The organism is Saccharopolyspora sp. NPDC050389 (assembly GCF_040655595.1).
GTDB lineage: Bacteria > Actinomycetota > Actinomycetes > Mycobacteriales > Pseudonocardiaceae > Saccharopolyspora.
In genome coordinates this window covers 91,271-116,400 of sequence record NZ_JBFAKG010000020.1, presented here as the reverse complement: position 1 = coordinate 116,400, position 25,130 = coordinate 91,271, and the positions used below count along the sequence as shown (strand labels likewise).

The following is a 25,130-nucleotide window of genomic DNA, read 5'->3' as shown; positions in this document are numbered from 1 at the left end:
CGCAAAAGCCTCCTACCTGCTATCACGCTACCGCTCGTCCTTCCCGTCCTTCTCGTCCGGCGGGACCGGTCTGGCCTAGATGTCGTTCCAGGCAAGGGAGAACAACTCCCGCAGTCGCCTTTCGTACCCGGGTAGCACTGCCGGCAGCCTGACGCTCCGTCGAAGACGTTCGGGTTCGACCAGGTCCCGGGCCTGGTTCTCGTCGATGCCGGATTCCGGCATCAGGGCTCCACGGTGAGCGGCTGCGGTGGACGGCGCCAGACCACTTCCCCGGTCTTGTTGTTCCGGATCTCGACGATGTCCGCCGGCGGGATCGTGCCCGTGAAGGCGACCTCCTTCTCCCATTTGAAGGAGTAGTTGACGCCCCATCGCCGGAAGGTTTCGGCCACGTCGATGCCCGTCTCCGAAGGCACGATCTTGTAGCGGTACGGCCGTCGCTTGTAGTTGAGTTCGGAGTCGTAGGTCGTGGATACGAACTGGGTGCGTCCGGTGGTCCCGACGTGCGTCTCCAAGGGCCGGACGTTCTCGGGTTCCTTGGGCTCGAGCCCGTCGGCGAGCGCCGCGGCCGGCTCGGTGTCGAGGAAGCGGTACACCGCGCCCGGCTGCACCTCCACGATCCCCCGGTCCAGGTCCTCGGGCACGAGCAGGTCGTGCTTCACACCACCCAGCAGGCCACCCGCCGGTTTCGGATACCTGTCGGTGAACTCCTTCAGCCCGCGGGCGAACTCCAGTGCCGCCCGATCGCCCTGCTCCCGGCGAACCCGGTCGATCATGGCGAGATCCCGCTCGTACTGCGCCTGGGCGGCGGCATCCTCCGGTCCAAGGCTCAGGTGCTTGACGCCGGCCTGGTGCGCGATCGCCCGGGCGAGCGGCAGGGGCACATCAGCGGTCTTCCCCTTCTCCGCCCACCTTGACAGCCGGTCGTACTGCTGCCGCCATGACTCGTAGGACGCGGACTGAACGGCGGCCGGGCTGAAGAAGATCTCCTGCCCGTCGTAGCTCGTGCCGCGCGCGACATCCGAGCCGTTGCCCGGCTGGGAATCCGGAGTCGGGCTCGACGAAGCGCCATTGTCGGTCTGCTGAGCCGGTTTGGGCACCAGCGCCTGCTCGAACAGGTCCGCCAGGTTCTGGACCGACGAGTCCGAACCGGCGTCGGTCTGTCCGGTCTCGTCCTCTGTGGACGTCGTGGACTCGTCGGTGGCGGTCACCGACGCATCGCCGGTGCCAGCGGTGCCACCGGTGGAGGAGAAGCTGCCGAAGGTGCGCCGCACGGGATCAGCCCCGGACTGCGTCGACGGCCCGGTCGTGGCGGCGTCGGGCGAGATCTTCAGCTCCTCGCCCCACTCGACCCCCTGGATCCCGCGCTCCGCGACGGCGGTTTCGTTCGAACTCTGGTCGTGGCCGAACGTCTGCAGGGTGTGGTTTCCGCCACCCGCGGAGCTCTCCGGCACCATGTTCGCGGTGTGCTCGTTGTCGGCTGGCCGCTGCGTCGACGGGCCGCCGGTGCCGGCCTCGGTGTCCCCGGTGACCGGCGATTGCGCGCCGTCGAATGCGTTCCAGCTGCCACCGTCGGTGATCACCATGTAGGGGAAGAACGATTCCTCGTCGTTCATGAACCCGACGGTGACTTCCTCCGTGGGTGCGAACACGGCGCCGCCGCGGTCGAAGTTCGCGAGGGCCTGCTGGAAGTCGTAGGCGGCACCGCCGGGCTCGGCGAGCTTGCCGGCTTCGCACGCCAGCAGCAGGTAGGAGCCGGGGGCGGACGTCGGGCGCGCGGCACGGAACGCCGCCGACTTCGCGACGATCTCGGCGAAGGTCGCTCCGTCGACCGACACCGTCCTCCCGTTGAACAGCGTGACCTTCAGGGCCGTCGGGCCGGCATGCGCGTTGATGACGAACGGGGCTTCGGAGGAATCGGCCCAAGGAACGGGGGCCTGGGAGTTCGAGGGCTCCTCCAGCTGGCCGATGGACTGGGAGAACTCTTGGACGGATCCGGGGAAGAAGTAGTTCTCCTTGGCGGCGCTACCACCCTCCTCGGCCCACGCCTGCATGTGCTCGACCCATTCCGCGTCGCTCAGGAAGGTGACGCCGATGGCCTCGTTGTCGGCGCTGGTCAGCGTTCGCACCTGCACGGCATTCGGCTTGAAGAAGATCTCCTGGTCCGCGCCCCAGCCCCGCAGCACACCGGACTCGTCGTCGGACTCGGAATCGTCGTCGGACTCGGAATCGGTGGTGGACTCGGAATCGGTGGTGGCGTCGTCGCTCGACTGTTGCACCGCATCGGGCGACAGCACCTGTGCGAACAGCTCCTCCATGCTCTGGACGGACGAGCCCAGGTCGGCGACCGGCTGTTCGAAATCGCCTTGCCCAACCGAGTCCACTGTAGACGTCGTGAGGTCATCGGTGTCGACCGACGCCGACGTGTGACCATCGCCTTGAGCCGAGGAGTAGCTACCGAAGGTGAGCTGCGACATCGGCACGGACATCGATTCGATCCCGGCGGCGCCGTTGCCGGCGATCGCGGACCGCAGCTCCGCCAGCACCTCGTTGAACGCCTTCTCGTCGCCGCTCGCCAGCGCCTGCTCGATCGGCTCGTTGAACAACGCGAGGTGCTTCTGGTCGACGACGGCGACCTGTCCTTCTTCCCTTCGCTGGTAGAGGTGGTTGTTCACTTCCGCCGCGATCAACTCCGAAGCGGCCTTCGGCAGGTACTCCGGCATCCCGTCGAAGACGTTCGCGTTCAGCACGAAGTGGCCCGGCTGGTAGAGCACGCCGTCGATCTCGATCGGGCCGCTACCCAGGTACCTGCCACCGATGATGTACTTCTGGGCGATACCGCCGGCGAAGGTGATCTCGCGCTCTCGCTGCATGTCCGTCGCGGGACCGAGCGTGTGGTTCGCCGCGATGCCACCGGGCGCGAGGATCCAGTACTGCCAGGTGTGCGTGCCCTCCTTGGCGTAGCGCGAGCTGAGCGAAGTGCTCACGAACATCGAGTTCGTGTTCTTCTCGACGTACTCCACCAACGAGATGTTGTGACCGTCCGGGCGCAAGTTGCCCGGATTGCGCGGGGAGAAGCCCGGACGCCGTTCGCCGTCGGCGCCATCGGCGCGCTTGACGCTGTAGATCTCGCCAGGCGAGAGCTTGTCGACGCGGTAGACGAACAACGGCGCGTTGATCACCCGGGGCCGCGGGACGGTGTTGTGGAAGGGCACATCGGTGACGGCCGCCGGTGGCCTGCCGTCCGACCACTCGTAGCGCAGCAGCTCGGTGATCCCCGGCTCGACCGGGTGCATGGCACCGATCTTCGTGCGGGCCAGGATATCGGGCCCCGACCAGACGTACTCGCCACCGAGAACCTTCGCCGTGACGTTGATGGCATCCGAGGTGCCGGTCGCGGCGATTTCAATGCTGCCGTCCAGGGACGTGGTGCGAAGCCACAGCCAGTCCGCGCTGTACTGGACCACGCGACCGCCCTGCACCTCCCCCGGCTGCCACTGCTCCCAGATCCCGTGGGGCAGACTCGTATCGGCGTCGGGCGAATGGTGCCCTTCGTCCAACTTGATCGGAGACCGGACCGGCGCCTGGAAGACCGGCGAACCGCCGTCGTTCGAGTAGAGGGTGCGGACTCCACCAGGACCGGCGGTGATTTCGCCGGTGGCCTTGGTGAACTCCAACTGCCGGTAGTACTTGCCGTTGTCGTTCCAGTGCGGGAATTCGAACACCAAGCTCCCACCGGTGTCCGAGTGCAAGACGCCGAGGTGCGCCGCACCGATCCGGTCGACGAGCAGCACCTGGTTACCGTTGGCGGCGAGCCTGAAGTGGCCGATGTTGTCGCCGGTGCGGCGGATCTGCCGCTGCTCGCCCCACACGATGTCCTCGATCGGGCCGGGCTCGAGGTGGCCGACGCCTCGCTGCTCTACCGAATCGGGCGACAGCATGTGCGCGGACTGGTCTCCTCCGGCGTGCACCGCCGGCCCCGCGGCGAAGTCCGACTGTTCCGCACCGCCCTGGGCAGGTGAGTGCTGCGACGTTTCCGGATCGTGCGCCACGTTCCCGGGTGCGACCTCTTCGAGCACCGTCAGGCCGCCGCCGGTCGAGATCACCTTGAACCTGCTGCCCGCCGGGAAACCGAGCTTGCCGTCCGGCAACAGGTGCGCCGATCCCCATTCCGCGCCGGGCGCGGCCAGGAACACGACCTCTCCGTCGTTCGCCGACGTCGACGCGAAGGCCGTGGCGGTCAGGCTCACCTCGTCGCCGGGCTTCGCGTTGGCCGGCCAGCCCATTCCACGCGCCGCACCTCCGGCCACCGTTCCCCCGGCGGCGGTGGCCATCGGGAGCCGGCGCACGCCGTTGTTCACCAAACCATCCACCAAGAGCGCGTTCGCGTCCTGGTCGCCTTGTGCCGACGCGAGGGCGTTGCGGAAGTCGGCCGCATCCAGGACACCCGATGCCGCGTGGTGCGCGGCGACGAGCTCGATGTCGGCCGAGGTCCCTGTCATCGCGGTCTCGGCTCCCTGGGCGAACAGAAAGCCCATCACCGCGGTGAAGTCGTCCTGGAGTCGCCCGCTGCTCTGCCAGAGACCGGTGTAGAAGGCGTAATCCCCTTCTGTCGCTTGGAAGTCCTGGAGGATCTGCTCCGCCGGCTCCTGATCCTGGAACGCCGCACCGTCTGCCGCCTGTTCGACATCGTCCTGCGCGGTCCCGTCCTGGCCGTCCGGCTGCGGCGACGTCCGCAGGGCGTTCGACGCACCCTCGTCACCAACGGAGTTCTCCGCTGCAGCGCTGTTGCCGGTGAGCTGCCCCGCCGTCGATACCGAGAAGACCTGACCAGTCGGGCCGTTCCCCGCACCGGGGACACCGGTGTTCTCCGTCGGCACGGCGACGACCTCTTCGAGCACGGTCACGCCGCCGTCGGTGGCGACGACCCGGAACCGGCTGCCCGCCGGGAAGCCGACATTGTCCTGCGGCAGCAGGTACGCCGACTGCCAGTTCGTGCCAGGTGCCGGGCGGAAAACCACGTCACCGTCGGTGTCGTTCGCCGAAGCGAAGGCCGCAGCGGACAGGCTCACCTCGTCGCCGGGCTGGGCCTCGGCCAGCCAGCCGGCCCACCGAGCCCCGCCGGTCACCTGAGCGCCGGTGAACGCCGGGAACCGGCGCACGCCGTTGTTCACCAACGATTCGATGAGCATCGCCCGCGGTCGCTGCTGCTGCAGGCCCGCGGAGAAGCCGAGGTGGCCCGCGTCGTCCAGGGCACCTGAGGCCGCCTGCTGCGCCGCGTACAGCTCGATGTCCGACAGCGCACCCTGCAGCAGGTTCGGGTCGTGCTCGGCCGAGAACTCGTACACTTCATCGTCTGCCGCCAGCAGCTGCTCTTCCTCCCAAAGCCGCTGGTAGACCTGGTAGTCCTGGTCAGTCGGCTCGAAGCCCGCGGTGATCCGCTCCTGGGCCAGCGCGGTGTCCTGCCAGGCCCGCATCGACGTGATGGCCTCGTGCAGGCTGTCGCCGAGTCCGGCCAGGTCTTCGGTCGAGTCGGTGTAGAGCCGATCGGTGTCCTCGATGTCGTTGGCCTCCAGGAAGCCGCGCAGGCCGCTGGTGAACCCGCTCAGCTCCAGGAGATCGGCGGTGCCGAACCGGTCATCCGATGCGAAGGCGCGGGCCAGGCCGAGCAGCGTCGCTTCGTCGAAGTCCGTGGTGGCGCGGAGCTGCTCCAGCTGCTGGACCGAGATGCCGAGCTCGGTCGCGATCTGCTCGGACATCTGCGGGATCGCGTCGCGGATGGCCTGGGCCAGCGCGGCTTCGGCGGTCTCGTCGGGCCCGGTGCCCTCCGGTAGCTGGTGCAGCTGCCAGCCGTTGTGGGACATGGCGTTGGTCAGCGTCACCAGCTGGCCCAGGGTCGGCTCGGGCAGCAGGTCGCCGGCGGCTCCCCGGTAGTGGGGGTTGACCACGTGCAGGCCGCTCTCCTGGAGCAGCGCGGATCGCACGTACTGCTTGCCGACGCCGCCGGGGAACCCGATTTCCTGCTCGAACGCCTTGTTCGTGGCGGGTCCGAGCGTCGCGTTGACGTCGACACCGCCCGGCGGCGCCACGATCTCGAACTGCCAGGGAGTCCCCTCGATGCCGAACGACGCGGAGCGGGTGGTGCTGACGAACATCGAGTTGTAGTTCTGGTGCACGTACTGCGCGATGTCCATGTTGTCGGCGGAGAACCCGCCGTCGTCGTCGTAACCGCCGAGCGGAATCCGGTTCGACGTGTTCAGCGGCGCGAAACCGGCCGGGAACACGATGACCGGACCGCGCCGGTCGATGCGGAACAGGACATTGCCGTCCGTCCGCCACAGCGGCGGCGGGTAGATGTTGCTCAGGTCCGCGGTCGGGTCGGCAGCCACCAACTTCGGGTCGGCGGCCGGCTGCGGGCTCGGCGCTGGCGCGATCGGGTGCTGCTGGCCGACGTAGGTTCCCGAGACGTCGACCGGCGGCCCGGGGGCGCCCAGGTCGTTGCGGACGAACTGGTAGCCGGCCAGCTTCGCCTTGTCCTCGACCTGGCCGAAGCCGGTACGGAACTCGTTGCGGCGCAGCTCGCCCCGGATGTGCTCGCCGTGCGTGCCCTGCTCCGCCACCTCAACGGTGATCGAGCCGTTCGGGTGCGCCGTGCGACGCCAGTTCCCGTCCAGGCTGAGCTGTGTGACCGTTCCGCCGGTGACCTGCGGCGCGCCCCAGTTCTCCGCGGGGCGGCTCGGCCCCGTCACGGCCGGGTCCAACCAGTGCTCCAGCTGGATCGCGGCCACCTTGAACTCGCCGATCTGCCCGGTGTCCAGGCTGACGGCCACGTGCTCACCGGCGGCGAAGTGCAGCGTCGTCATGCCGTCCTGGTGCGGCGTCTGCGCGGTGACCAGGTGGGCGGCGCCCAGCACGTCGATGAGCAGCAGGTGCTCACCGTCGGTGGACCGCCAGATGTGACCGATCGGCGCATCGTCGTGGCGGAGCTCGCTGCGGTCCCAGCCGTCGGAGGGCGCATCGTTGCGAACACCCGAATCCACCGCGGGATTCAGGGAGTCGTCGTCGCCCGGCGACATCGAGCTTTCGTCCACTGTGGAATTTGTGGCCGCCGTGTTCTGGTGCTCGGGCGCGTCCTCGGCCGTGACGGTGTCGACCTCGTTCGGCTGCCCGTTCTCACCGGCTTCCTGCTGCGCGGCCGAGGAGTCCGCGTCCGTCTGCTGCGTCGTGAGCGTCAGCTCGGACTGGATGTGGTCGGCCAGGCCCAGAGCCGGGTCGGCCTCGGTGTCTTCGGCCGCTGCCTGGCTCACCGCCTCCTCGTACGGCGGCGGTGGCGGCTGGTACGTCGGGACCGGGGTCACGGGATCGGCTTCCTGCGACGGGTTGCGCCGCCGGCCGTCCAGGTACTCCTCCCACGCCGCCGTGCTGGTCAGCCCCCGGGTGACCAGCACGTTCCGGAGTTCCGCCAGACCAGCCTGCCCGTCCTCGACGTCCGCCGAGATGGCGTTCCAGTCATTGCGGAAGAACGTCGCCAGCGCGTACGGCTCTGCCCGGAGCTCCGCCGCCGCCCGCAACAACGTCGGCGCGTCCAGGTCGTTGGCCCGCGCTGCGCGCGGCAGTTCGTCGGGAACCCGCCCGAGCGCCTGGCTCAACTCCGCCAGCCTGGTCGCGTCGAGGCCGTGGACGTCCACCAGGTCGCGCAGTCGCGCGGTGTCCCGCGCGGGGTCGAACCACGACTCGCCCCACAGCTGCGGGAAGTGCTCCCGGGACCAACTCTCGAGCTCGGCGCCCCGGCCCATCAGGCCCTGCCACCAGTCCCGGATCAGGTGGTCCGACCTGGTGGTGGCCGAGTCGGGGCGGGCGTCCCGGTAGTCGCTGAAATTCGCCAGCTCGCCGGGGCCCACCGCCGGGATGTTCCGGAAGAACCGCAGGTAGCCCGGCGAGAGGTCGGCCAGCTCCAGCCAGCTGTCGATGGCGCCGGCCGCGACCTCGTGCAGCGGCTCCTGGGCGGCCAGGCTCCCCAGCCAGGACATCCGCAGCGCCGGGAAGATGGCGGCATCGGAGATCGCGGCGAGATCGCGCACCTGGCCCAACCGGATTCCCCAGCCCCGCGCCGCCGTCAACAGCTCGCCGCGACCGGCGCGGCGCAGCTCGTCGACCTCGCGCACCAGCGCCGTCCGGTCGCTCGCGTCCAGCCCGTGGGTGTTCGCGTAGGTGGCCATGTCCACCAAGTCGCGCGAACCGCGGGCTCCCGGCCGCAGGCCGAGCTGCCAGCCGGCGATCAGGGGACGCAGCCCGTGCCGGTTCGGGTGGTACGCGATCGAGATGGCCTTCATGACGTTCGGCCATGCCTGGGCCGCGTGGCCGAACCTGCCGCGGCGCGTCCCGTCCACGCTCATGCCGTGTTGGGTGAGGTAGTTCCGGAAGCCGTCCAGGTCCGTCCGGCCCAACTGCCGAACCTGGCCGCGGAAGGACGCGAGGTCCTCCGGACGCAGCCCGTATCCCGCCAGCGCATCGCGGAGGTTCGCGGCCACCGACTCCGGCGGGGCGTCCCGCCCGATCAGCGACTGGTCGAGCAGGCCCAGGTCGTCGGTCGTGACACCGAGCTGCTGGCCGACCTCGCTGCGGAAGTCCGAGCCCCCGTGCGCCGGCCCCGTCGCGGACAGGGCCGAGCCGGCGATCGCCTCCGCCATGCCGGCAAGGGACGCCCCGGAGCCGAAGATGCCCTGTGCGAGGTCGGCAACGGACAGGCCAGGCCCGGTGATCACCGGCGGAACGCCCATGTCGGCGAGGTTGAAGCTGGTGAGCCTGGAGCGGAGCACGTTCGTCCACGCAACCCTCGGGTCCAGCCCGGCGGCCACTTCCTCGTCCACCACCTGCCGGACTCCCTGCTCCTGGGCCAGCCCGGAAAGCTGGTTCGCGAAGACGCCCAGCTCCTGCGCGACCGACGCCTGGATGTCGGAGAACCGGAATTCCCTCGGCTGCTTGGAGTCCTGTTGCTGCGGTCGCGACGAGCTCGACGAACCGGCCGCGTTGGACGAATTCGCCCGGTTCGACGGGCCTGCCTCGTCGGAGCCGAACTCGCCCGTCAGGTGCGCCCAGTTCTGCGCACCGCCCAAGGTGCGCGGGCGGGGCGGGTACAGGTCGGGGTAGTTGCGCACCAGGCCCTCGGCGAAGTCCTTCGCCGCCTCCGAGCCGTTCTTCAGCTCTTGCCAGATCATCTTGATGTGGTCGTCGAACTGCCGACGGCCCGCGGTGTTGGTGGCGTCGATGCCCAGCAAGTGCACGCCGGCCTCGGCGGCGATCGCATGTGCCTGGTCGTACGCCCCCGGGTTGGTGGGCATCTTGCCCTTCGGCAGCCACGCCTCCAGCTTGGCGTACTTCGCCGCCCACTCCTGCTGGGTGCCGGAAACAGCGTCCTCGACCGGCTCGGTCGTCGATGTCTCGTCGTCGACCGCTTCCTCGGTGGACTGGTTCTGGGAATCCGCTTCGTTCAGGAGGTTGTTCGCGCCGGAGTCCTCCGGCAGGTCCTCGATCGGCGTCGGCTGCAGCGGCGGTCCGTCGTCCTGGTTCGTGGTCGAGGATTCGGTGTGGGCGTCCGTGGCCTGGTCGTCGTCGCTGGTCTGCTGGGCGGTCTGGGAGGTGACGGTCTTGGGGAGTTCCCAGCCGAGGGCTTCGGCCTCCTCCTTGGTGACCGTGGCCCACAGGCCGTCCCGGTGCACCGCGTCCTGCTGGTGGCTCGTCTCGATGCCGAAGCGGGACAGCGCCTTGGCCATGGCGGTGTACTGGACGTCGAAGGAGTACAGGTAGCGCGTCTGCGGCCCGTGCTCGGTGAAGACCTTCCGCTCGATCCCGTCGAAGGAGTCCTCTGTGGACTTGTTCTTGCGGCCGCCTGCGGCCTCCGCACCGATGTAGACGTCGCCCTTCATGCTCGTGCTGCCGAGCCCGAACTGCGTGCCGGTGCCGTTCGCCTTGGACTCCGACACCGACCAGATCTGGTCCTGCGACGTCTCCCCGCCGTTGGTGCGCAGCACCGTCAGCAGGCGCGGGTTGGCCAGCTGGTACTTCATCCCGATCTCGTAGTCGCTGGCGAACGCCTTCTCCGCCAGCTTCATCTCGTGCGTGACCGCGCCGGTCATGAACTCCTTGGCGTTCGAGCGCAGCATCTCGTCGGACAGCAGCTCGCCCAGCTGCATCCGGTGCGGGCTGGCGTGCCCGGCGAACCGCTGCGCGGCCGGAAGCACGTCCGTGCCGGACTTGGCGGCCTTGCCGACGGCTTGGGCCGCGAGGTCGACCAGGCCGTTGCGGTACTGCTTGGTCACCTCCAGCGACTTGGCGCTCAACGCCGCCTCGGTGACGTTGTTGTCGTCTGCGGCGAACGTGCCGAGGTGCAGGCCCCAGCTGTGGCCGACCACGTCCAGCAGGTACTTCGGCATCTGCAGCGTGGCCTGCGCCGGCACGGTGTCGAGCGTGGTGGACACCGCGGCCGCGTCGCGGAACGTCTCGGGCTTGAGGGTCTCCAACAGGAAGGAGTCGGCCTTGTAGTACTTGACCTCGTAGTGCAGCTCCACCGGCAGCTGCACCTCGATGTGCTCATCGCCGTGCTCGATCCGGGTGCTGTGCTGCCCGCGCGTGTCCCCTGTGGACAGATCTTCGGCCTCGCTGCGGTTGTACCCGGCCTGCACCGACGGGCCGGTGATGACGGCCGGGTCGGAGGTGTCGAGGAGGATGTTGAAGGCGCCGGACACTCCCTTGTTCGTTGCGGTGGAGCGCTGTCGCTGGTCCCCGTGGCCGCCCTGGGTCTCGGAGAAGGACCGCCCGGTGGGCAAGTCCGTCACGTTGGCCCGCTGGTTCCAGCCCTGCACGGGCTCGGCCCAGACGTGCAGGGAGAAGTAGCGCGCGCCCAGCTTCTTCGGGGCACGCTCGTAGAACGTCACCCCGCCGTTGAGCAGTTTCTGCTGCATGGCCGGGTTGTCGAGCTGCTGGAGCCGCCGCGACGTCGGCTGGTCCGCACCGCGCACCAGTGCGGGCGCGTGCTTTTCGAGGAACTTCACGAAGGGCTCGTCGAGCGGCTTCGAAGTGGCCAGCTTCGTCAGCCTGGTGTCGGAGCTCATCGCCTTGCCGAGGTCGGCGAGGCCGGCGGCCGGCTTCTCGGGGCCGAGCGGGATCGCGCCGCCGTCGAACAGGGCGTTGGCCTCCCGCTCGGACATCACCACCAGGTACGCATCGCGCATCAGGTAGCTCTGGGTCTTGCTGCTGCCCTTCGCCGGATAGGGGTTGAACAGGTCCCCGTGCAGCGCGTTCTGGCTGGTGCTCACCCGCTGGTCCACCACCGCATGGGCCAGCACCAGCACCTGCTTCTCCTGCGGCACCTGCTGGGTGATCTTCGTGGCGCCGCTGCTGGAGCCGGACTGCCCGGTCCCCCACGAGCCGGCCAGGGTCGCCACGCCGTCGACGCCGATCACGCCGAGCTGGCCGTTGACGCCGCCTTCGAGGCCGGTGCCGGTGCCGTGCGACACATTGCCGCTCAGCTTGGTGGCTTCCTGGGCCGTCAGCAGATCGGCGGGCACCTCGCCGAGCACCTTGGAGCCGAACAGCGTGATGCCGGCCTGCTCCATCGACGACCGGTCGTAGCGCCCCCAGGAACCGTCCTTGACCGCGTTGGCGACCACCTTGGGGCCCTGGTGCGCGACCGACGCGGCGGTGGCGAACGCGTTGGGTTCCGGAAGCACGTGAGACGTCGACCGGTGGGTGAAGGGCAGCTTCAGCCGGACGTCCTCCCACCACGCCTTCACCGCGTGCGTGCCGTCCATCTGCAGCTGCTTCGAGTGCTCCTTGAACAGCTCGAAGAGCTTGTCACCGTCGGGCGCCGAGACGACCAGCAGCTTGTCCGACGGCAGCTGCGGACCGAGGTCCGAGCGGGTGGTCGCGTCCTGGCCGGCGGGGAGGAGCTCGACGGTGCCCTGGTGCAGCTCGTCGGCGTGGTTCGCCTTGAACTCCGGGACCTGGTACTCCGCCACCGTCTCGACCGTGGCCTGGCGGATGCGCTGGAGACCGCCCTTGCCGGACACCTTGACCATGACGTCCAGGTCGAGGCCCTGCTGGAGCTGCACCGCCGGGCCGCGGTAGTTCTGCTTGGTCTCGATGGTCGAGGCGGAACCGGCGCCCGAGCCGGTGCTCCAGGACTTCTTGGCGTGGCCGCCGAGGTTGGCGTTGAAGTACAGGCGGTTCCCCGGGGCCGATACGAAGTTCCGGATCCGGAACCGGCCGTTGACCACTAGCTTGGCGGCGATACCGGTGCCGGTGCTGCCGCTGTTGGACACCTCGACGCCGCGGGTGCTGGAGAGCTCGGCATGTGCCACGTGGTCGGCCCGCAGGAAGTCCTTCGGGGTACCGGTGACCGACACCTCCATCTTGTAGTCGCCGAAGTCGAAGGTCGCGGTGAAGGCGTGCTTGCCCCGGTCGCGGGCCCGTTCCTGCTGGTTGTCCAGGAGCTGCTGGTAGACCTTCGGCCAGTCCTCCAGCTCCATGCCCTGCTTGCGCAGCTGCTGCTCGAAGTCCTCCAGCGCTTCGATGGCCGACTTGTCGCTGTGCACCGCGAACTTGCGGCCGCCCACCTCCACGTCGGTGGCGATGGAGGTGGTGCCGATCTGGTTGAACTCCCGCACCAGTTTCACCGGGTCCAGCGCGGCGGCCTTCTCCGCCAGCTCGGCCAGCAGCTGCTTGCGTTCGTCGGTGGTCAGCGAGGTGTCGGCGATCAGCGCGTCCCGGCCGGCCCGGAGCACCTTATCCAGCACGCCCTCGGAACCGTGCAGGTACTTCAGATCCGTCAGCGGGGTGTTCTTGGCGAGGGCGGCGTAGTCCTTCTTCCGCTGCTCGGTGAGGTCGGGGTCGGGCTTCGGCAGCGGCGCGCGCTGCAGCGAACCGTCCAGTGCGGACTTCAGCACCTGTTCGAAGTTCGCCTTGTTCTCGTCGCGCACTGTCACGTACACGCTGATCTGTTCGCTGCCCGAAACCTGCTTCGGGTGCGGCTTGCCGTCGACGTCGACCGACATCGAGAAGTCGAGGGACATCTTCAGCTCGTACTTCGTGCCCTCCGAGGTGTGGAAGGCCTTCTCCTTCAGGTAGGGCTTCTCCTTGCCGCCGAAGCCCTTGTCCTGACCCGCCCCCGCGCTCAACGCGCCGTTGATGCCCGCCTGCACCGGGAGCAGGGCGTTCATCACCGCGGTAACGGTCTTCAGGAAGCGGGCCGTGACGCCCAGTCCGAAGCCGCCGCTCGCGCTGTTGCCGAAGGTGAACCCGAAGTTGCGCCGCCGGGTGGTGCCTGCCGTGACGGTGGACGTGCTCACCTCCTCGACGCCGTGGAGGCGGAAATCCCCGGACAGGTTCAGGTCGAGCCGCTGGTTGCCCGCGGTGAACTTGTTGCGCAGGAACTGCGCGACGGTGTCCAGCTCCGGCGGTAGGCCGTCGATCGCAGGCCGCTTCGGGTCGAGCTGCACGACCGAAGTGGCGGGCACGGACATCTTCGTGAACACGCCGCGCAGGTAGTTGTCCATCAGGCCGTGGCCGGAGATCCGGTCCGCGACGTTGCGGTTCAGCGCCTTGTCGTGCGGCGCGATGTCCGCCAGGAGGTCCAGCACCTTCTGCCGGAAGCCCCGCAGGCCGGTGTAGCCCGTGACGGCGGCGATGAGGTTCTCCGCCGCGAACGGCATCGCCGGCGCCTGGCGTCCGGGCGGCAGGGTGTGGCGCACGGGATCGGTGATCTTGTTCCCAACGGCATCGGCCGGGTAGCCCAGATGCGCCTTCTCGGGCAGCTCGCTGATCATCTCGACCGGCGCCGCGTCCTTGTCGTGCAGCGTCGCGCGCAGCTCGAACCCGACCTCGAAGACATCGTCGATCTTGTTCTTCAGGACGTGCAGGTTGCTGTCCGTCTCGGTGAAGCCGAGCTTGACCGCGGTCTCCCCGGAGAGCTCCAGGAGCGGCAGCACGTAGAGCAGGTCTTCGCCGATCGGGGTGATCACCCCGCTGACCGCGTTCACCGAGATCTGGTGGGCGTGGGTTTGGGAGCCACCGCCCGCCGGCGCGGTCTCCAGCGCGGCCTGCTGCATCGCGGCCTCGGCCAGCGGGACGTTCAGCACGTGGGCCGCGGTCTTCGCGTCGAGGTGGAGCCACAGGCGGCGGTCGTCGCCCATCGGCACCATGACGCCCTCGCTGAGGGAGATCAGCAGGCCCACCGGGCCGCGACCGCTGTCGAGCGTCTCCAGGTGCGTGCGCAGCGCGGCCAGCGCATCGGCGTCGAGCGGGTTCCGCTGGTTGTTCCGCACCCCGTCGACGAGCATGTCGAGCAGCTTCGCCCGAGCGGCGTCGAGGTCGGCGACCGAGTGTTCGCCGATCTTGAGCAGCGCGGCATCGGTGGTGATCGTCTTGTCCTTGGCCAGCGGAACCGGCGTCCGCTCGTCGAAGGCCGGGCCGCCGTTCAGATCAGATAGGTTGGACGAGTCGCTGGACTGCTTCGGGGCGTCCTCCGAATCGGACTCCACGAGCGTCGTGGTGCCCAGGACCTTGTTCGAACCCTCGCCGGACAGGCCCGCGTGCTGCTGCGAAGGACCCGAATCGACGAAGTGGGCCTGGATCGGGGTCTGGAACCCGTCGAAGTCGATGGAGTCCACATCGGACAGGTGGGCGTTGTTCGCGACGTCGTCGTCCGGCAAAACCGGTTGCTTGCCCTTCGACAGGGCATCCGGCTTCGGGAGCCCGAACGAATCAAGCGACTCCACATCGGACAGCTGGGTCTTGCTCGCGACATCGTCATCGCGAACCGGCGTCTCCCGCTGCTGCTGGGCTTCCTGGATCGACTTCAGCAGCGCATCGAACTCGCCCGGATTGTTCGGGTCCGCGTTCGACAGCTGCTGCACGGCCCGGTAGTAGGCGGCCAGCTCTTCGTCGGCGCCGGCCAGCTCCTCGATCCCGGACAGGTCAGGGCCGGTCGACCGCGAGGTGGCACCGGTCGTCCGGTCCTCGGTGGTGGTCGTGTTCTCGTCGTGGGAGCGGACCTTCGCCGCATCCGCGGCGTCCACGTCGAACGACACGCTGTTCGGGTACTGCACCCGCTCGTCGCCGGCCTTACCCCACTTCCCGCCGCGCTTCTGGGTTTCCACCTCGATCTCGTAGACGACGCTGCCGTGGAAGCGCTCCAGCTCCGCCTTGGACGTCTTCTCGTTGCCCTCCTCCTTGGTGACGTTCTGGACGCCCAGCTGAGTCGCGGTCTTGCGGGTCAGCGGGTTGAAGCCGGTGTTGTTGGTGCTCGGTGGAACCGTGGTCAGATTGCCGGACCCGAGGTAGCCGCCCTTCTCCGCGTTGGTGGTGAGGTGGCCGGTGTGCTTCCGATCGTGCTTCTGCTGCTGCGCGGGCAGCTTCCAGGACACCTCGTGCTCGGGGTCGAACAACCGCATCTTCACGCGGAGCCGGATCTGCTCGTTGCGGGTGCGGTCCGGCACCTCGAACTTGATGGTCTGGCCGTCTTCGCTCAGGAAACTCCTCGCACTGTTCTGCAGCATCTCCGGGGACAGGAAGGTCTCCAGCTTGTTCCGGTTCGCCGTCCCGGGCCCGAACGCGCGGGCCTCCGGGGTGCCGAGCCCGCCGATGAGGTCGGCGGCCTTCTGGGCCAGGTCGCCGGGAAGCACCTTGGTGACGTGGAACGACGACATCCCGGGCACGTCCGCGGTGATCTCCGACGGCGGGTCAGTGGGCGCGGGCACGCCTCGCGAGTAGCCGTCGACGCCGCTGCCGATCAGGCCTTCCGGCAGCTCCAGACGCGTCACGCCGGTGAAGCCGTCGTCGGTGTGCACCGTGCGCGAGCCGACGTCGCGGAACGATTTGCCGCCGGCCAGGCCGTTGGTCAGCGTGCTCACCAGCAGCGACGGCCGGTCGACCTTGATCAGCTCGATCCTGAACCGCCCGCCCTGCTCGAACTGCGCGATGTCGCCGGTCCGGGTGCGGTGCTGGTAGTTGTCCGTGACCGTGTTGCTGACCTCGACGCCCTCCGCCACGTGCCCGCCGAACACGATGGCCGGTCCGGCGCTGCCGTGCGCGTTGGGGATCATCGGGCGCAGGACGAGACCGGCGGTGGTCTTGACCGACCGGGTGCCCTGCTTCTCGGCCGAGACGTTGTAGGCGGTCTCCGCCGAGCCGCCGGAGCCCTGGTGGATCAGCTGCGTGGCCGGACCGACCGGCTCGAAGGTGATCTTCACCGTGTAGCGGGTGCTGCCGCTGAAGAAGTTCGCCCGGGTGAAGGTGTGCGTCCAGCCGCCGTTGAGGATCTGCCGGATCGCCCCGGGGCTGTTCAGGCCGGACAGCGCGCGCACCGGGTCGAACGCCGGCGGCCGCCCGCCGCCGGACGGGTTCCAGTGCGGCACCACCTTCGGGAACTTCTCCGCGACGGACTTGACCGCCCAGTCGAACAGGCTCTTGTTCCCGTGCGGGATGAAGTCGACGACCTTGACGTCCTTGTCGAGGGCCTCGCCGATCCGGCTCAGCACCGGCACCCCGTTGGGCTTCTCGACGCGCTCGACGTGCGGCGGGGTCCACCCGTCCGGTGCCGGCAGGCCCTGCGCCACGCGCTGGTCCTCGGTGATCGCGACCACAGCGCTCTTCCGGTGCAGGAACTCCGTGCTGCCCTGGGTCGGCTTGGCGATCTTGGGGGCGATGTCGGCACCCTTGGTGTTGGTCTGGCCCCAGAGCTCCTGCCAGGTGTCGTGGAACACCGTCGCGTCGAGGTCGACGAGGTAGAAGTGGATCGGCGACGCATTGGACGCCGTGGTCTGCTTGTCCGTGCTGGCCAGCGCGTCCCGGTCGCTGTTCTCGGCCTGGTAGCCGAAGCCGGCGCCGAGTTCGCCGACACCGAACAGGACCGTGGCGTTCACGTCGCCGGCGATGCCCGAGCCAACGCCCTCGTGCACCGACTTCTCGCTCGTGGTGGCGCCGTGCCACTTCATGCCGTCGACGGTGCCGAGCGGCACCGGGTTGTAGTACTTGTACTCGAAGCCCCCGGCCCCGCGCCGGTCGAACGCGTAGCCGTCGACCGTCCCGAAGTTGCGCGTCTGCGGGCCTTCGCCCGCCGCCTGCTGCACGATGTCGAACCACTGGCGGCTCATGTCGTCGGCTTGGGTGAAGGGCTTGGTGAACCACAGCTTCGACTGGTTGCCGTTCGCCGTCTGCAGGTCCCGGAACTCGCTGTTGAGCGGCCGGTAGTTGTCCGGCGACCAGACCAGCATGGCGTCCCGCACCTCTTGCGCGAACGCCTCCGGGTTCTGCTCCATGTGCTTCGTCCGGGCATCACCGCTCAGCGGGGCATCGGTCTGCAGCTTCGCCGGCAGGTCGATCAGGGGCGCGGGCACCAGGTAGCCGGCGATCGCGTCGACGTCCACCTCACCGAGATCGGTGCGGATCTGCGACTGCCCGAGCTTCGTCAGGTCGGACGGCTTGTGCACGGCCGCGTTCAGCCGATCGCCGAGGCTGACGTCGAGGGTCTCCTGGACCTGCACGTGGAAGGTGACGGCGCGCTCGACGATGCTGCCCGGACCGGTGTACTTGAGCTTGTTCTCGTGGCCGGAGGCGGCGAGGTGGCCGCCGAGCCGGTGGCCGTCGCCCTTGCCCTGCGCGCTGGCCCCGACGCCGGCGTAGTTCGGGTTTCCGAAGCCGTCCTTGGCCAGGCGCCCGCGGAGGATGAAACCCAGGGTGCCCTGGAAGCCGAGGGTGTTCTTGTCCCGTTCGCGCCAGTTCGTGCTGTAGGAGCGGGTGCCGGTCGAGACGATCTTGTCCTTCTTGTGCTCGGCCAGCATGTCGCCCAGCAAGCCGTCCACGGTGACCGCGTAGTGCCGGTTCCCGTGATTCACCTGCACCTGCAGGGGATTGTCGGGCAGGTCGTCGTAGTGGTGGGCGAGCCGGGTGAACTTGGCCGCCAGTTCGAACGCGCCGAGCCCGGCGAGCTGCCTCTTGATGTCGCGCAGCGCGGCTTCGTCGAGTTCGACTCCTTGGTCGTTCAGGCGGCCGACGATCAGGTCGTACGCCTTCTCGAAGACCTGGTGCGCGTTCTCGACGTGCTTCAGGTCGTTCAGCAGCCCGCTGTTGGACACCACCGCGCGCAGCGCCGCGGCCCGCTGCGGGTCCAGCGCGGTCTTCGGCGGCGGGCCGGACGACTCCGGCTTCTCGCTCTGCAGGGCTGCGTCGAGCGCATTGCGGAACGCCTTGGTCTTCGACTCCTCGACGGACACGTAGTACGCCCCGCCGTCGCTTACCCCGAGGTCGTGCTTGGTGACCTTCAGGTCGCCGACCTGCCGCGTCTCCAGGTCCACCTGGAAGCCCGTGTCCAGCCGGAAGAGCCGCATCGGGGCGTCGACCAGCAGCTTCTGCTTGGACGTCCAGGACACCTTGTTGGTGTCGGTGCTCTTGCTGGTCGCCCCGACGCCGAGGTGCCCGTTCGGCGCGGCCTGCAGGTGCGGCAGGATCTCGCCCGCACCGCCGACCCGGATGCCGGGCTCGAAGCCCATCGTGGTGCTGCTCTCCTGCAGCTCCTCGTAGGTGTGCCGCCGGTCGATGCCGATGCCTGCGGTGAACTCGCCGAGGTCCTCGTAGCCGCGGACCTTCGGCTGGAAGTGCAGTGTGGACTCGGCGGGCTTAGTGCTCTGCCAGAACCGGAACCGCGGCAGCTTGCTCCCGACGTCCGGGCGGTGCGTGATGGAGAACCCGTGTGCCAGGGACGGGACGGACTCCTCTTCGAACTTCCCGGCGTTGACCTTCGCGCTGAGGTCATTCCACCACCCGGTGTGCTTGCGGATGTGGTCCGGGAGGTTCTTGAAGATGTCCTTGTGCAGGTTGCCGAGCTTGACCGCGTCCACATCGGCGGCCAGCTCGGTCACCTCGGTGGGCAGCGCGACCGGATCCTTGCGGACCGGGACGTTCTCGCGCAGGGCCTCGACCGCCGGGGCCAGCAGCTCCTTCGAGTAGGCCAGCTTCGCGGTGCCGAAGTGGGCCTGCCCGGAGAGTCCGCCGTCCGCCTCCCAGCGCAGGTCGAAGTCGACGTCGAAGATGCTCTTCGCCGAGCTGAACTTCACCGTGCTCGTCACCGAATCGGAGTGCCGGGCGCCGAACTTGTTGCCGCGATCCCCGTTCAGGGTGAGGGTGGGGACCACGTTGACGACGCCCCGCGCCACCGACAGCACCACGCCCAGCGCCGCGTTGAACGGCGTGCGCCGCACGTTCTCCTTGCTGTCGTGGAACGTCTCGGCGGTCTCGTTGACGGTCTTCTGCTGCAGGTTCGTGTCCGAAACGCCGGCCCGGATATCCGTGAGCGACAACTTCAGGTGCACGTCGTGGTGCTGCGTCGTGGTGCCGCTGCCATCGGCGTTCGGCACGTCCACCGCGACCTTGAACAACCTGCCGTTGGACAGCGCTTTCAGCAGGCCCAGCTCACCGCTGTTGTAGACCAGTTCGGTGAGCTGTCCGGTCAGGTTCTCGGTGGCCTTCTCGTCGCCCAGGTCGATTCCGCCCGCGACCTTCTCCGCGACCTGCTGCGCGGCCTGCCAGCGGGTCTTGCCCTCGCCCGGGCCCGGAACGACGTCGAACAGCTTCTCCACGCGGATGGTCTTGCCGGTGATGACGCCGTCGCGCACCAGCGTGATCGGCACCTTCTCCGGCATCTTCTGCAGCTTCTCGGCCGCCTGCAGGAAGTCGTCCCGCATGCTGCCGAGCCCGGTGTCGGTCAGCTCCAGCTTCGGCGCGCCGGAGGTCGAGGAGTCCTCGAACCGGCCCATCTCCTCCCGGAAGCCCGGGCCCCGGCTGTCGTTGTCGAGGCCCTTCAGCAGCTGCTCGGCGAAGTCCTTCGCCGCCGAGCCTCCGGACTGCTCGTTCAGGTTGGTGGTCGAGGCGTCCGCGTTCGGATGCGCACCGCTGTTCTGCCCCTGGTTCGACAGCACGGACATCTCGATGTCCTCGCCGGAGTCCTCGTCCGGAACGCGGCGCAGCGGGGCGTCCGGGCTCTCCGGCGTCTGGTGCGCGCCGGTGCCGGCGGACACCATCGTCGCCGCCTTCGAGAACTCGGCGAGCCGGTGCGTCCGGGCGTCGGGGTCGGGGATGTCGAGGTAGCGCAGTGCCGAGTCGGGCAGCCGGACCGGGCGTTCCGTGAATCCGGAGCCGTTGCTGTCGGTCACCGTCGTGACATCGGTGACGCTGGTGACCATGCCGGCCAGTTCCGGGCGAGACGCGAGGTAGCCGAGCGCGGCGGTCCAGATGACGTCGGGCCTCTCGTGCCGGGAGACCAGCTCGTCGACCAACGTCAGGTGCAGGTCGCCACCGCGGTTGTGCAGTTCCCGGATCAGCGTCTGGACGACCTTCTTGGTGAGGTTGACCGTCGCGGCCGGATCGCCGGCCCGCACCGTCTGGAGCGGAACCGTCTGCCTGGTCCACGAGCGGCCGCTCTCCACCTCCATGTCCGGTGCCTTCGGGAAATCCGCCCGGCCGCGCTCCAGTCCGAGGTTGGTCGCGATCTGGTCCAGGTTGTCGGGACCGGTCCGGTGCATCACGGAGAACCGGCGAGCCTGCAACTCGGGCAGCCCGTGGTAGAGGTTCGCGCCGGCGCTGCTTTCGAGGCTCCACTGGGAATCGGGGATCAGCTCGCGCTGCGACTTGGTGTAGTTTCCGGCGAGGTGCGCCAGGTAGGTATCCGCGAAGGGATGTCCCTTCGGCAGCACGAACAAATCGTTGCCGGCAGTGCTCGTCCTGTCCTCCTTGACGTGCACGCCGTACCCGGGGCCGGTGCTGGCGGTGGTGGCGGATGCCTGGAGGTAGCCCGCGCCGGTCACGTACTCGCCGTCGCTGTAGAGCCCGCCGAAGCGCTTCAGCACCTCCATCCGCAGAATGTCGCTGGCAGCGGCGTAGCCGGCCTTGGTGCCCTTCGCCAGCTCGGCCAGGAACGGCGTCTGCAGCTTCATCGGCGCGTCGCCGTTGAACACCTCGTGGACGTTGGCCAGGATGACCCCGTGGTCCTTCGCCCAGGCCTTCAGCTGGAGGACTTCCGGGGACGCGCCGCCGGCGAACTCGGCGCGCGGCACATCGATCCACAGGACGACCCGACCGCCGTTGCAGCCGAGCTCGGTGGTCGACTTCTCCAGGTTTTCGAGCATCTGCAACTTGCTCGCGGAAGAGCCGGCGAAGAAGTCGGTCACCGGACCGCCGAGCCAGATCGAATGCCGCACGTGCGGCATTTCGAGCTGTTCCGGAAGCGGTGAATCGGCGTTGGGAGCCCAGTTCGGATTGGTGGGCTGGTACACGGTCACCGGCACGACGCTGCCGTCGAGCGCCTCCGGCATCAGCCCGCCGGTGGTCAGGTCGTCGCTGGACCTGGCCAGATCGAGCTTCTCCAGCAACTGGATGCCCTGACCGGCGCTCAGCTTCTCGAAATCGGCACCGTAGCTGGTGCTCGGCACCGACTTCGGGAGCGATTCGGAATCCAGCAGGCCGAAGTAGTCAGGTTCCAGAACCGTGTTGGCGTGCTGCGGGCGCTGCGGGTTCGGCAGCGTGTCCTCGGTCAGCTTCGCGATCAGCTCGTTCGCCGCGGTGACGACGTCGAGATCCGGCCCGCTGCCCTCGTCCGGGGCGCGGCGCGGCGGGACGTCCGAGTCCTCGGCGAGCTGGTGCGCCTGCGTGTCGGGATCGCCGGTGTCGGTCACCGTCTTGTGGGTGTTCGCCTGGGAGATGTTGAAGGCGCCCATCTCGCGGGCGAGCCATTCGATCTGCCACAGGTGGCGGGGCTGGAGATCCTGGTCCGTGCTCGGCCTCGCGCCCATGAGGTTGTTCTTCGAGTCGTGGCCCCGGTGCCGGCGAGCCGGCGGCTTCTTCTCTGCGGTGGTCTTGCCATCCGCCGCGTCGCCGACGGTGCTTTCGGTGGCGAGCCCCTTCGGCCGGACGGGCTTGCTGTTGAACACCGGCGGGGCGGTGTCGAGGTGGTTGAAGAGATATTCGTCGACCAGGCCCAGGGCGTGCCCGATCTCGTGGAGGTAGCGGCCCTCGTTCTCGCCCAGGACCCAGTGCCCCTGGTCCGTGGCCTTCGGCTTCTTCGCGTCCTGCTCGACGAGGTTCACGGTGTTGTGCGCGTCGGTGGCCTTGCCGACGAACTCCAGGTTCACGAGGAACTCGTCGCCGCTGGGCAGCTTGTAACCCGCGTTGAACTTCTCGGCGACCAGGGCCTTGGTCGCGTTCATGACGTGCGCGCGCTGCTCCGGCGTGCCGCCGACGAGGTGGATCTTGTGCGTGTACTCCTGGACGTGGGCGTTCGGGCCGACCTGGATCTTCCGCAGGTCGTAGCCGACGGTCCCGCGCATCTGGCCGAACTTGTGCCGCTTCACGTTCGCCAGGTCGGTGGCGGACACGTGGGTCACCACGTCGTGGATGTTGCGCAGCAGCGGGTTGCCGTCGGCGTCGAATTCGGTGCTGGATTTGAAGGTCTGCGCCGGCACCTCGTACTCGGTGCCGTGCTTGTCCCCGTCCTTCGCCATCCCCAGCACGTCGACGGGTTCGACCTTCACCGTCACGACCGGAGCCGAGTTGCGCAGGCGCTCCCACTCGCCCTCGGCCAGCTGCTTCGGGTCGAACGGCGGGTGCCCTTTCGGACGCATCCACGGCTGCTGTTCGATCGTGTCGTCGGTGTGCCGCAGCCGCAGGTCGTCCAGCCTGCGCCGGCCCTCGTCGTTGAAGCGGAAGTCCGGCTGCTTCCGATCGCCGTCCTGCGTCGGCGGGTTGTCGTCGCCCTCCTTCGTCTCGGACTGCGCCTGCTGCGCCGGGGAGTCCGGGTGCGCGGCGGTGTCGTTCGGCTGCGGCACCGGGGTATCGGAGCTGGTGGCGACCGGGTTCGGCGGCGTCGGCGCGGTTTGGCCGCCCGTGCCGACGTGCTGGGTCGCAGTGGTGGCGGTGGTGTTGCCGGAGCCGGTGGACGGCGCCGGCCCGGACTCGGTGGAGACCTGCTGGCCGTGCTGCGTCGGCGCGGGGTCCTGCTGCACCGCGCTGTCGTCGGTGATGTTCGGCGCGGGCCGGGTGGGAGTGCTCGACTCCGTCACCAGCTTCTGCGGCGTCTCCAGCGTGGAGTTCGGGGTGTTGCTGTGGCTGGGACCCGGGCCGCCCGACTTCGACACGGACTGCGGCGTCGTGCTGGGAGCGGTGGAATTCTGCGGGCCGGACGTCGTCTGCACCGGGGTCGGCGGGGCGATGCCACCCTGCGGCGGAGCGACGACCTGCTGTTCACCGCCCGAAACATCCTGCTGGTGCTGGCGGACTTGATCCTCGGGATCGTCCACTTCGAGCATTTCGAGGTCCGACTCATCCACGTCGCTGGTGTCGAAGTCGGAGTCGTAGTCGCGGTTCTCGTCCCGGGTGTTCCTGTCGTGGCTGTTGCTGTCCGAGCCGTCCGAGGTGGTGTCGCCGGGGAACTCGCCGGTCGAACTCGTGGTGCTGTCGGACATCCACGACCTGACCGACCTGTTGTCATCGGACGAGGAGTCGCTGTTGCCGTTGACCGTCGAGGTGTCGCTGTTGTCGTTGACCGTCGAGGTGTCGCTGTACAGCGAGGTGTTGTCGGATTCGGTCTTGAGGTCCGACGCGGACGGCGCGTCCGGGATGGACATCTTCGGGTGGTCGGCGCCCCACACCGCCTGCTTGACCTTGTCCGAGAGCGGATCTCCGACGAAGCTCTCGCCCAGGTGCTCGGCGGCACCCATCGCCATGCCGCCGGTGAAGCTGTACCAGCTGACCTTGAACTCGTGCTCCTCGCCGAAGAACAGGTTGTTGAAGCCCTCGCTGAGCACCCCATGGACGCCGTAGACCGGCGACCCCAGCACGGAGGTGCCGAACATGAACATCTTGGTGCCCTTGTGGTGGTCGAGCACCGCCTTCTGGATGGCGTCCGGGTAGTTCTTGGTCAGCCCCTCGACGGTCTCCTTGCCCAGCACCTTCTGGTGCTTGGACAGCACGTCGCCCAGCTCCTTCTTGAGCACGTCGGGGTGGTTCTTGCCGACGTTCTTGGTGATGGTCTGCGCGACCTTCTCGCCGAGCTCCTTGGCCTGCTTCTCGCCCATCTCCTTTCCGAAGTTCTTCGCGAACACCGAGCCGAGCTGTTCCTTGAACTTGAAGCCCGGGCCGGCGGTGAGCGTCTTGGTGAGCCCCTTGATGCCGGCGAAGTTGCTCATCTTGTCGCCGCCGAAGCCGGTCATGAAGTACGTCGAGAAGCTCTTGGTCTTGGCCGCCAGGTCGTCGGCGAACTTGCCCGGCGCGCCCTCCGGGAAGGAATCCTTGACGCCCTTGCCGAGGAAATCGTCGAAGTCCTTAAACTTGCTGCCGAGCTTGCTGAACGGCAGGAACTTGTTCATGAACTTGCTGTTCAGGAGCTTCGCAAGGCCCTTGGTGAGGAACTTGCCCAGCCCCTGCGCGCCCATGCTCGCGATGCCGCCCAGGGCACCGGAGACCGCCGCGCCCTTCATCGCGCTCTTCGTGAGCTCGTCGTCCTTGCTGTCCCGGAGACCTTGGTCGATCTGCCACTGCTGGATCGCCGCGTCCAGGATGGCGGCGAAGATGGTCTCCATCGCCAGCGAGATGATCGTGTGGATCAGCAGCTGCATCAGCAGCCGCAGCACCACCTGCGTGATGGCCTTGATGAGCGGGATCTTCAGCAGCGAGAGCCCGCCGCTGGGGACCGCGAGCGCGATCGAGATCGCGATCTCCACGAACATGAAGATCAGCTGCCCGATCGCCTGGATCTTCATGTACTCGACCTGCGCGGCGGTGTTGCGCAGGTAGTCGTGCATCCCGCGGGCGCCCTTGGCGGCCGACTCCAGCGGGATCTGCCCCTCCTTGTTGGGGGAGATGTACTGGTTGGCGTAGTCGGCGAACGCCTTCGCCATCCGGCCGTCGATCGCCTCGTTGATGTTGCGGACGAACGTGTGCAGGTGCCCCTGCAGCGAGTCCAGTTCCTTGGCGAGGTCCTCGTACCGGTCGGCCAGCGCCCGCAACCGGTCCTCGTCGGCCTCGGGCCACTCCGAGCCGGTGAGGCCCGCGAACGCCTTGGAATGCTCGGGAGGGATGTACAACGCCAT

General features: G+C 68.4%; 2 protein-coding genes. Both read right to left on the bottom strand.

Annotated features, from left to right (window positions below):
- Positions 1–75: 75 nt before the first annotated feature.
- Positions 76–222, bottom strand: a complete 147-nt coding sequence (locus tag AB0I53_RS15865; protein ID WP_358602519.1) for a hypothetical protein — start codon at positions 220–222, stop codon at positions 76–78.
- Positions 222–25,130, bottom strand: a complete 24,909-nt coding sequence (locus AB0I53_RS15860; protein ID WP_358602516.1) for a hypothetical protein — start codon at positions 25,128–25,130, stop codon at positions 222–224. The genes AB0I53_RS15865 and AB0I53_RS15860 overlap by 1 nt, the downstream gene beginning before the upstream one ends.

Bases quoted from the DNA above. Each gene is read 5' to 3' on its own strand.
- AB0I53_RS15865 (WP_358602519.1), bottom strand. From the start codon at position 222: ATGCCGGAATCCGGCATCGACGAGAACCAGGCCCGGGACCTGGTCGAA.
- AB0I53_RS15860 (WP_358602516.1), bottom strand. From the start codon at position 25,130: ATGGCGTTGTACATCCCTCCCGAGCATTCCAAGGCGTTCGCGGGCCTC.